4 protein-coding genes are annotated in these 12105 nt (G+C 33.6%); 3 read left to right on the top strand and 1 reads right to left on the bottom strand.

The annotated features are described in order from the left end of the window. The first annotated feature begins 149 nt into the window (after window positions 1–149). The 3 genes from BM289_RS19665 (at window position 150) to BM289_RS19655 (ending at window position 5100) form a co-directional block, all read left to right on the top strand. Window positions 150–1424 (top strand): hemolysin family protein, encoded by a 1275-nt coding sequence (locus BM289_RS19665; RefSeq protein WP_091496691.1) that lies wholly within the window; start codon window positions 150–152, stop codon window positions 1422–1424. Window positions 1425–1640: 216 nt separating this feature from the next. Then, on the top strand, window positions 1641–2642 hold the full coding sequence (gene obgE / locus BM289_RS19660; RefSeq protein WP_091496689.1) for a GTPase ObgE: 1002 nt from the start codon (window positions 1641–1643) through the stop codon (window positions 2640–2642). Window positions 2643–2955: 313 nt separating this feature from the next. Next, the gene (locus tag BM289_RS19655) at window positions 2956–5100 is read left to right on the top strand and encodes a S46 family peptidase (protein ID WP_091496687.1); all 2145 of its coding nucleotides are present in this window, start codon (window positions 2956–2958) and stop codon (window positions 5098–5100) included. Window positions 5101–5561: 461 nt separating this feature from the next. Here the strand turns inward: BM289_RS19655 and BM289_RS19650 are convergent, their stop codons facing one another. Further along, complete coding sequence (locus tag BM289_RS19650) at window positions 5562–12059, bottom strand: alpha-2-macroglobulin family protein (protein WP_091496685.1); 6498 nt, start codon at window positions 12057–12059, stop codon at window positions 5562–5564. Between the last annotated feature and the right edge of the window lie 46 nt (window positions 12060–12105).

Here is a 12105-nt window from a genome sequence, read left to right as displayed (position 1 = left end):
AAATCATAAAACGAGCTTCCTCCGGTCGCTGTTTTCTGGCAGGAAAAATTAGTTTTTTTAGCTCCGGGCTATTCACTTCCATCTGGGCTATTTAGATTACGATTACGAATTACATTAACGAGACTATTTTATAACGAATCCCCTATCAATTGGAAATACTAATAATATTTTTTCTAATTCTACTAAACGGAGTTTTCTCCATGTCTGAGATCGCTTTAATTTCAGCCCGTAAAAACAGGTTGGAAACAGCAGCGAAAAAAGGCAACAAAAGTGCTAGAACGGCACTCGATTTAGCCAATTCGCCAAACAAATTTTTATCAACAGTACAAATCGGAATTACCTTAATCGGAATTTTGACGGGTATTTATTCCGGAGACAAAATCACTGCTGATGTTGAATTATTTGTGGCAGGTTTTGCAGCTTTAAAACCTTATGCACATTCAATCGCAGTTGGAATTGTGGTGGTAGTTTTAACTTTCTTCTCATTGGTTTTAGGAGAATTACTTCCAAAACGAATCGGATTAAATTATCCGGAAGCAATTGCTAAAATGGTAGCAATGCCAATGAAAATTATTTCGATTATCACGGCGCCTTTTATTTGGCTGTTAACTTCTTCAACAGATTTCCTGCTGAATGTTTTTCAGATTAAACCAACCGCCGACGGAAAAGTAACCGAAGAAGAAATTAAAGCCATCATTAAAGAAGGAACCGAAGTTGGAGAAGTTCAGGAAATTGAACAAGATATTGTGGAACGTGTTTTCCATATTGGAGATCGAAAAGTAAGTTCGTTAATGACACACCGTAAATCGGTTGACATGTTGCCTTTAAAAGCGGACAAGGCAAAAATTAAGGAATTGGTTGTTCAGGATTTGCATGCGGTTTATCCAGTTTACAACGACAATTATGATGATATTGTTGGAGTTGCAACCCTAAAAAATATATTTGCAAATATTGAAAACGATAATTTCGATTTTGCCTCAATTATAACTGAAGCACCTTATTTAATGGAGCATACCACAGCTTATAAAGCTTTGGAAAACTTCAAAAAAACAGGAATTCATTACGCTTTAGTTTCAGACGAATACGGCGTTTTTCAAGGTATGATTACGTTGAATGACATTTTAGAAGCTTTAGTTGGAGACGCATCGGAATTTTATAAAGACGAATTCCAGCTTATAGAAAGAGAAGACGGTTCATGGCTGGTTGACGGACATTATTCGTTGCACGATTTCTTAACGTATTTCGAGTTAGACGAATTAACCAATGATTATGAAGTAAACACCGTAAGCGGTATGATTATGACCGAGCTTTCTCATATTCCAAAAGAAGGTGAAAAGTTAGTTTGGCAAAAATTCGTTCTTGAAGTTATCGACATGGATGGAGTTAAGATTGACAAAGTGCTTGTAAGAGCGCTAAAAGAGTAAAAAGAGTTTTCAGTCTCAGTTTTCAGTCTCAGTTTTATGCTGAAAATTTAGATTGAGGCTCAATATTAAATAAAAAAGTTACAGTCACAATTTACGGTCGCGGTTTGCGCTGGGACTTAGATTGAGATTAAATCAAAAATAAATTATAGTTTTCAGTTACAGTTTTCAGTCGTATTTAGTACTGAAAACTGCGACTGCGACTGAACACTTAGAAAAATGACAGAAGGAAATTTTGTAGATTACGTTAAGATATATGTTTCATCCGGAAAAGGAGGAAAAGGATCTACGCATTTACATAGAGAGAAATTTATTGAAAAAGGTGGTCCAGACGGTGGAGATGGAGGTCGAGGCGGACATGTGTATTTAGTTGGGAATAAAGGACTCTGGACATTATTTCATTTAAAGTTTGCACGTCACATTAAAGCGGGTCACGGTGGGGATGGAGGTTCTGATAGAAGCACAGGTGCAGACGGAGAAGACAAAATCATTGAAGTGCCACTGGGAACTGTTGTAAAAGACAAAGAAACCGGAGAAACACTTTTTGAAATTACCGAAGACGGAGAAAAAAAGATTCTTGCAAAAGGAGGAAAGGGAGGTTTAGGAAACTGGCATTTTAGAAGTTCAACAAATCAAACGCCTCGTTATGCACAGCCAGGATTGCTTGGTGTGGAAATGGATGTGATTTTAGAATTGAAAGTCTTGGCAGATGTTGGTTTAGTTGGTTTTCCAAATGCTGGAAAATCTACTTTATTATCTGTTTTAACTTCGGCTAAACCAAAAATTGCCGATTATCCTTTTACCACTTTAAAACCAAATCTAGGAATCGTAGCGTACAGAGATTTTCAATCCTTTGTAATTGCCGATATTCCTGGAATTATTGAAGGGGCTGCTGAAGGTAAAGGTCTTGGGCATTATTTTTTACGTCATATTGAGCGTAATTCAACGTTGCTATTCTTAGTTCCGGTTGATGCACCGGATATTAGAGCAGAATATGATATTTTGGTTAACGAATTAACGAAATACAATCCTGAAATGCTGGACAAAGAACGTCTTGTCGTGATTTCAAAATGCGATATGCTGGATGATGAACTAAAAGCAGAATTGAAAGCTGAACTAGATGTTACTTTCAAAGATGTTCCTTATATGTTTATTTCGTCTGTTGCACAGCAAGGTTTGACAGATTTGAAGGACAGGCTTTGGAAAATGCTTAACGAGTAAATTATATTTTTATACAATTTTAAAAAAGGATATTCTGGAAATTGAATATCCTTTTTTGCTTGTGATAAATAATGACATTAAGAACGCGGATGCAACGGATTTACTTCGTAAAGTCGCGGATAAACACGAATTTAAAAAAAAATCAGTTTAAATCCGCGTCTTCGCGATAGCGAATCTGTTTAATCAGTGTTCTGCTTTTGTGTTAAATTCTTAATAAAAGACTAAAAAAGCGAAAACATGTGCAATTTTGGATTTGTTTTTCGCGGAATAATTATAAATATGAGCTATATTCGCATCACTTAAACAAAATAACATGAAAAAAGTAATTTTATTCTTGACCATGTGCCTTATGACTTTCCCTATGAGAGCCGATGAAGGAATGTGGTTTTTGATGTTTATCGAAAGATTGAACCATAGAGATATGGAAAAAATGGGCTTGCAATTGACAGCCGAAGAAATTTACAGTATCAACAATCACAGTTTGAAAGATGCGATTGTACAATTCAATGGAGGATGTACTGCAGAAATCGTTTCAAATACTGGTTTGGTATTGACAAACCACCACTGTGGATATAGCGCAATTGCTGAACTTTCGTCTGCAGAACGAAACTATTTAAAAGATGGTTTCTGGGCTAAAGACCGTAGTCAGGAAATGAAACCAAAATCTTTGTTTGTTCGTTTCTTTGTCCGTATGGATGATGTTTCTAAAAGAATCTTGTCTAAAGTAAACGATCAAATGACGGAAACGGAAAGAAACAAAGTGATTCAGCAGGAAATCTCTTTGATCGAAAAAGAAAACAGCGAAAACGGAAAATATACGGTTTCTGTTCGTCCATTCTTTCAAGGAAATGAATACTACTATTTTGTTTATCAGGATTACACAGACGTTCGTTTAGTGGGAACACCACCAGAAAGCGTTGGTAAATTTGGTGGAGATACAGACAACTGGGAATGGCCTCGTCAAACTGGAGATTTCTCTATGTTTAGAGTGTATGCAGATAAAGACGGAAATCCTGCAGCTTACTCAAAAGACAATGTGCCTTTAAAACCAAAACATTATTTGCCAGTAAGTATTAAAGGCGTTAAAGAAAATGATTTTGCCATGATCTTAGGTTATCCAGGAAGAACAAACCGTTGGATGCCAGCCGGAGGAATTGAGCAAAACATTAAGTATGCATATCCTGCTTGGGTTGAAGGTGCAAAAACCGGAATGGACGTAATGAAAAAGTATATGGATAAAGATGCAACTGTTCGTTTACAGTACGCTTCTAAATATGCTTCGACTGCAAACTACTGGAAAAACCGTCAAGGTATGATCGATGCTTTAACAAAAGCTGGAACGGTTGATACTAAAGCAGAACAAGAAGATAAATTTTACGAGTGGGCAAGCAAACCTGCTAATAAAGAAAAGTACGAGAATGTAATTCCGACTATCAACGATTATTACAGAGAAACAAACTTAAAAGCCCGTCACGATAATTATTTGACACAGCTTTTACGTACTTCTGCTTATGCAACTGCACCAGCTAATTTAGGAAATGTATTAATTGCTTACTACAAAGAAAATGATGCGAAGAAAGCAGAAATGCTTCCTAAAATCAATGCATTGATTGAAAGCGTTTACGGAGAATTTTATGCTCCGTTAGAAAAAGATATTTTAACTGCACAGTTGAATTTATATGCTTCTAAAGCTGCTGAATACGGACTTGCTCCAGAAATTGCAAAAATGAAAACGGCTAACAATGGCGATTTTACTGCCGATGTAGCAAAAGCAACGGAACAAAGTTATTTTACATCTAAAGAAAAAATATTGGGGTTTTTAGCAGATCCAAAGCCAGTAGCCCTTACACACGATCCGTTGTATATTATTTCTAATGATTTGTTGACAAAATACCGTTCTAAAACAGACGATCAGGCAAAAGCTGATGATGGTTTCGCAACAGCTTTCCGTAAATTGGTTGAAGGTCTTAGAGAATCTAAATTAAACGCGATTAAATATCCAGATGCAAACTCTACTTTGAGATTGACTTACGGAAAAGTTCGTGCTTTACCTGCAGATCCTCGTAATGATGCAAAAATCAATAACTATACTACAATGGAAAGTATGGTTAAAAAATACAAAGCAGGAGATCAGGAATTTGACTTGCCAGCTCGTTTGTTAGAATTGAACAAGAAAAAAGATTTTGGACAATATGCTGATAAAGCAGGTTACATGCCAGTAAACTTCTTGACAGACAACGATATTACTGGAGGAAATTCAGGATCACCGGTTTTGAACGGAAAAGGCGAATTAATTGGTATTGCTTTTGACGGAAACATTGAAGCGATGGCTGGTGACGTAATTTTTGATTCTAATTTACAAAGAACAATCAACGTAGATATTCGTTACGTACTTTGGATTATCGACAAATACGCAGGAGCAAAAAACATTATCGACGAATTGACGATTGCTAAATAATCTGATTTTAAATTCCAATTTATAAATCCCAAATTCCAATTTCTCAAAAAAATGAAATTATTGGGATTATATGGTTCGATGTAAAATAAAAATTCAAAACCTAACAGAATTAAAGCTGTTAGGTTTTTTTGTTGTTTCAGTTTTATGATAAAAAGTTAATTTTGAAATCAACTGTCATCCTGAGCGAAGTCGAAGGCTTGCAAACTGGAACGGGTCTTCGACTTCGCTCAGACTGACAATCGATACGCAAAAGCAAACCTAACAGTTTTTTTGTTGCTTTGGTTTTATGACAAAAAGTTAATTTTGAAATCTACTGTCACCCTGAGCGAAGTCGAAGGCTTGCCAACTGGAAAGGGTCTTCGACTTCGCTCAGACTGACACAAAGATATACTAGATACTTTTTTTGGAATTTGGACACGAGCGCTAGCGAACTGGCGAAGCAATTTCAAAATTTGGAATTTTTATTGAACTTTCACTCGAATTCCTTTTGTATGGCTTGCGAATTCTGGTGCATACATACTTTGGATTGTGGTAATTCCGTTGGAGAATTCGCCAATGTTATTTACTCGAATATCATATTCTAAAACATAAGTTCCTTTTTTGATTTGGTCAAAGAACAAATGTGTGGCCGCATCTTTTGTACTCATGTAATAACCTAATCCATTTTTGTATTGATATTCAGAAAGAACATTGACAGGTTCAAAACATGAGGCACGCATATCTTTTAAATGAACATACTCGGTATCTTCTTTTGAGGTAATGATAAGTCGAACCGTAACCAAATCTCCAATTTTTAATGGATTTTTTGTTGTAATTTTTTCTAATTGATTTCCTTTGAGAGTACTTTTCTTTAGATATAATTCTTTCGAAACAGATAAAATTGCACTGGAATTGTTTTTAATTTTGTCCAAATCTTCAAAGTATTGCCAATAAACACCTCCAAAACCTGGAACTTTAGATTTGTTTTCGATTTTTATGGAAGCCATTTCTTTTTTCACTTCATCTGCTTTCCAGTTTAGTTTGATGTAACCTGTTTCTGCTTCTTTTTCATTTTCGGATAATTTTTTCGTCATGATTTTTTCATCTCCTAATTTGATAACCGTATTGTCTTTTACCGAAAGCCAATCGGTTCCCTGCATTAATAAAGCATAAATGGCTTCGGTTGTAGATTTTGTTGTGGGCCAGTTCTTGGTTTGTTTGTTTTTCAATAACCAGACTTTCATCGCATCAACCGATTTGGTGTCGTTATTTATTTCGGCGAAAGCCTCAATCAATAAAGCCTGAGTTTCTATCGGAGCCTGATACCAATACCATCCTGATTTGTTGGCAATCCAGTACATTCCCCAGTCTTCGTTGTTTGATGCAGTTTCTTTTAGACTTTCCAGAATTGTTTTGGCTGTTGCTTTTTCTCCAAAACGATTTAGTGTCAAGGCAGCTAGTCCTTTCTCGTAAAGAGAATAGTTTAACCAGCTTTTTTTAGCTGTTTCTATATATAGTTTTGAGGCTTTTTTCAAAGTATCAGGTAAAGGATATTTCTCTAAATAAAAACTTCTGGTATAAAGATAATGCAGATCAGAATATGGATTGAGCCAAATTAATTTATCGCTCTTTTTTAGATTTTTGGTTGTGGCTTTATAGTATTCTAAAAATTTAGAATCTATAAACGGAATTGCAGTAGCTGTAATCTGCTCTAATTGAGAAGTAGTGTTGTTTTTTTGAAGTTTTTCCAAATGTCCGAGGCCGGCCAGAATATGTCTCGTGATGTATTCATTTTCGTAGTTTCCTCCAAACCAAGAAAAAGCACCCGAAGGCAGTTGTTTTTGTTTTAATTTTTGAAAAGCTGCATCTTGAGAAGTTTTCATTTTTTCTAAATCGAATAACAATGCAAGATTTCTTTTCTTTTCATTTTCGTTTTGCGCATCATTCAGCCAAGGCGTTTCGGCCAAAATGAGTGATTTTAATTCTTCATTATCGTCCAATTTTGAATTTAATTTTTCATTTTTTCTCCATTCTTCAAAGATGCTGGCGATTTTTGGATTGCTTGCAATGATCTCCGTAGCTAGCGAATTGGCATAAAAACGTGCGAAAGTCTGTTCGGCACATTCATGTTCATATTCCATTAAATAAGGAATTGACTGAATGGCAAGCCAAGTTGGGTTAGAAGTATATTCTAGTGTAAACTGATGATTTTTTAATGTTGTAGAATTATTGTTTTTTAGATTCTCAAACGTATATTCTTTAGTTGAATTCTCGCGAACCCAAATCGGAATACTTTCAGTTACCAGCATATTATTGGTCAGAACAGGAATAATATTTTCTTCTCCATCAGAGAAATTACCTGCTTTAGCTACGATTTTGTATTGAATGCCTTGTAGACCTTCGGGAATTGTAATTGTCCAGTTTGCCGTTGTATTTCCGTAAGCTGGAATTGTAAAGTTTTTTATGTTTTTTGCGTTTAACATTTTGGCATCGATTGGTTGCATTGTTGAAGCGTCGAAAAACTGCAAACTTGCGATTCCGGTTTTTGTTTCATTGGTCACATTCGAAATTTTAGTGCTAATTACGATTGTATCTTTTTCTCTCAAAAAGCGAGGAAAATTCGGTAAAACCATCAATTCTTTTTGTGTAACAACATTCTTTTCCAGATATCCTACAACGGCATCTTTGTTATGAGCTAATAAACGAAGTTTCCAAGCCGTAAGTGCTTCGGGAGAAGTAAAATTGAAACTTACTTTTCCTTTAGAATCAGTTCTTAAATTAGGGAAGAAGAAAGCAGTTTCAGAAAGATTTTTTCTGGCTTTGACTTGGGTTAACCCTTCTAATGCTTTTTTTGTTGTAATGATAATAGCGCCATTTGCAGCTCTGCTTCCATAAAGGGCAGTTGCTTTTTGGTCTTTTAAAACATCGATTGCTAAAATATCTTTAGGGTCTATACTGTCTATATTGGCTACTATTATTCCGTCTACGACGTAAATTGGAGAATTTGCACTCGAGATTGAACCGTTTCCTCTAATCATAACTTTATAATCGCTTACACTCACACCAGCAACTTTTCCCGATAATGAATCTGAAATTCCAGCTGTATTGTAAACGGTATTATCTTCTTGAACAACCATTTGGGTAACTGCTCCTGTTAAAGATTTCTTTTTCTGAACACCATAACCCACTACAACAACTTCTTCTAAATTAGAAGATTCATCTTTTAAAATAATATTTTGGATTTTGTTTTGGGAAATAACAACCGTTTCACTTTTAAAGCCAATGTAAGAAAATACAAGTTCCTCATTTTCGTTAGCTTCTATTTCATAATATCCATCATAGTCGGTTGTAGTGCTTCTTTGTGTTCCTTTTACGGTTACAGATACGCCAGGAAGTTCTAATTTGTTGTTATCGGTTACGATTCCCGATATCATTTTGGCATTTGCTGGTTTTTTTACCTTTTTGCTTAATTGTCTTTGATATTCTCTTTGAAGGTAAAGTGCATTGTAATTGGAGCTGTTAAAGTCAAATCCAAACCAGATTAATTTCGTGCTTTCATTTTTAAGTTCTATGGACTTAGAGGTACTATTTGGATAAGAGATTATAGTATTCGTTTTTTCATTTCCTAAAACTGATTTTGTTGTGCCATGAACAATACTGCCACTATTGTAATAACTGTTCCATCTTTCCCAATTTTTTGTAGCAAATTGATCCAAAGAAGCGTCGTACATAGAAGCCAAAACTTCAGCTTCTTTTTTTGTTGCTGTTCCTGTAAGTTTAAAAGACCAATTTTCGGAGCTTCCAGGTTGTAATTTGCTTCTGAAAGTATCTACATCAAATTTTAATTCTGGTTTTTCTGATTTCAAGGCTACAGAGATACTATTATCAAATTTTTCATTTTCAAAAACATTTTCAAAATTAATTGTGACAATATCTTTGAATTCTTTTTTAAGTGGAATTCTAATTACGGTTTCATGATTTTCAAGATGATATGTTTCTTCTGAAAAAATATTGCCTTCAAAATTAGCCGTTCCTATGATATATAAATCGGGTATAACAGAAGTTAATTTTATTAAAGCAAAACCATCTTTTTTTGCATCAGAATTTATTTGTTCTGCAGTAAACAATCTGCTTGCATCAAATTTATCTTTGCTTTGTTTAATTTTAAAAGTGGAACTGTTTTCAATTAAATTTCCAAAACTATCTTGAGCCGAAAAGACAACTTTATAGTTTCCAGATTTATAATTAATAATAAAATCTAAAGGAAGAGTTTTGTCGGTTTCCGTATCAATCTTTTTAGTAAACACTAAGATTTCTGGTGTTTTGTCTTTTAATTTTATATTGGATTCATAAGGAAATAATTTTTCAAATTCTGCATCTGAAATCGCTTCGATATCAGGATTAGGAAAAACTCTGGTTTTGAATTTTGTGGAGATCGGATTAAGAAAATAAATCTTCACATCTCCTTTAACCGTTTTTGACTCGCCATTTAAATTGGTGCTCGTAAGTTTGATGTCATTTTTATTTTTGGTCGAAATTAAGGTCTTGACAATGGTGTTAAGCTCTAAATCATGATAGCCCACTTTTATAGTAGTTTGAGCATCGTGCGTTTCTCCATTAATATCGGTTACAGAAGCTTTTATCAAATAAGAAAAAACAGGAAGTTTTTCTTTTATCGCATTTTCCGAAGGAAGTGCTGTAAAATCAATCGTAAATTTTCCTGATGCATCCGTTTTAGTTTCTCCTGTTTTTAATACTTCATTCGGTTCTTGCGAATAGTAATCTCTAAAATAATTTGTACTTCTTGTAACAGTATAAGTCACTTTCGCATCAGAAATGTTGCTTCCTGCAAAAGCTTTTGCAGTTCCGTTTACTTTTGCTAGTTTATTAAGTTCGAAACTTCCTTTTTTAGGTTCAAAATTAACTTCAAATTTCGGACGTTTGTATTCTTCAACTCTAAAGCCTAACTCTGAATAAGACAAGTTGACATTGTCCCAAAATGGATGTTCGTTTTTTGTTTTATCGTAAGCGTTGTCTTTTTCATAATCATCTGGCTCTTCTGCTTTAATCGTAAAAGTTCCGGTAAGTCCGGTTTTTGGTAAAATAAATTCTCCAGAAAAAGATCCAAATTCATTTGAAGTTACGTCAAATTCTTTAAAATGATTTTGATTTGCATCTTCAACAGTAACTTTAAACGAAGTGTAAGGAACTACAGAAACTTTGTTTTTTAATCTCTGTACAGCAATTCCTTTGTAATAAACCGTTTGTCCAGGACGATAAATTGCGCGGTCTAGATAGAATTCTACTGTTGCGCTAAATTTTTGATCTTTATTATTCAGATCATCATATTCAGTATTATAATAAAGGTAATTTTTGTTTACAGAAAGCGTATCATTTGAAGTGTAGAAAGAGATAAGTTCATTGTAGCCATCTTTCACTTTATTTAAAATAGCATTTCCGTTTTTATTTGTTATAACAGAGAAAGAAGGAGTTTTTACGGTTATATTTTCTAAAGGTTTTCCTGTTTTTCGATCTAAAACCTGATAATTTTCCTGTTTTTCATTTTGTGATGCCAAAACTATAAATTGAGAAACCGTTATGGTTTCAAAAGCAGTCGCTTTTTTGCCTTTCGTATCAGATTCACTTTCAAAATAGACCAAGTAAGAACCTATTTCTAATTTAGGAAGCAAAACTTCAGTAGAATATTCATAATAATCTTTTTTATCAACAAGCGGATAGATTTGTGAGGCTGTAGGTTTTGTTTTTGTGACAAGATTCTCAATTATGCTGTCTCTCTTATACGTTTTAGTCTGCTTAATTTGTGCCTGACTGATTTTAAAGAATGAAATTTTAAGATTCTCAATATTTTGATATCTAATATAACCTCTCGTGTTTTCATTATTATAAATGTACTTTTGAAGCTTTACATTTAAAAATTTATGCAAAATAGCTTCTTTTTTTTGAAGCGCCAATTTATAAGCATTCGATTTGTTTTCTGTTTTTAGAATACTGTCGAGAGTCGCAACTGCTTTTACATTGTAATCTGGATAAGTATGTTTTGATGCATGTTGAGCTAAATAATATGCTTTTTCGAGTTGAATGTTGTGAATAAGATTTACATCATTGGTTTGTTTTTGAAACGCTGTCAAGGCTTTAATGTAATCTTCATCAGCATCAACAATATAATTTTTACTGAATTGAATTCTTTGCCAGATGTTTTCTACTGAAGGATTATTGATTTCTTGTTTTTGATAAAGTTTCAAAATTATTTTGAGATTTTCATTAGAAACAGAATCGAAATTTAGTTTTATAAAATCATTTGAATTTCCTAAAAGCTCTTTTTTAAAATCAAAAAACTCACTTTTCTTAATTTCCCAAGTTCGTAATTTCTTTGTTATAATAGAAATGTTTTCTGATAGTATGTAATTGAATACATTTAATGTTTTGAATTTTTCTAGTGTAGGATAATCAAAGACTACTTCGTATTTTATTAGAGAAGTGTTTTTTAAAATAGCCTCATTTTCTAATGAATTTTTTAAGACGAGATTAATTTGAGAAATGAAATTACTGTCAGTCCATGTTAAAAAATCGGAGTCTAAAACCGTAGTATTCGTTCTTATGTTAATTTGATATCTGTTATTGCTGTAATAATCAGTTAAACATTTCGCGTACACCACATTCAAAATCGCTTTTGATGGAATAGAAGCGCGATTAATATCTGTTTGCAAATTATTTAAAATTTTCGTCTGTGCATTTTCATCAACAACCTGTAAATATTTAGATTGGTAGAAAAAGCATTTTATCATTTGTACTTCGTCTTTTTGATTTACAGCTTTTTTGTAAATTTTGGAAACAATTTCATTGGCAGCTTTTACTTTGCCTTGGTTTTCAAGAGCAATTACATTGTCCCATTTTTTATCATTTTGCTGACTAAAAAGTACTGTCGAAATCAATAAGAATACAAAAAGTATATTTTTCATAAGAAGAGTTTTAATCTTAAGATGTTTAAAATTCAAAAAAGGTTGG

The sequence above is a fragment of the Flavobacterium phragmitis genome, from assembly GCF_900112575.1.
Classification (GTDB): Bacteria; Bacteroidota; Bacteroidia; order Flavobacteriales; family Flavobacteriaceae; genus Flavobacterium; species Flavobacterium phragmitis.
This window is presented reverse-complemented; position numbering and strand designations above follow the sequence as displayed.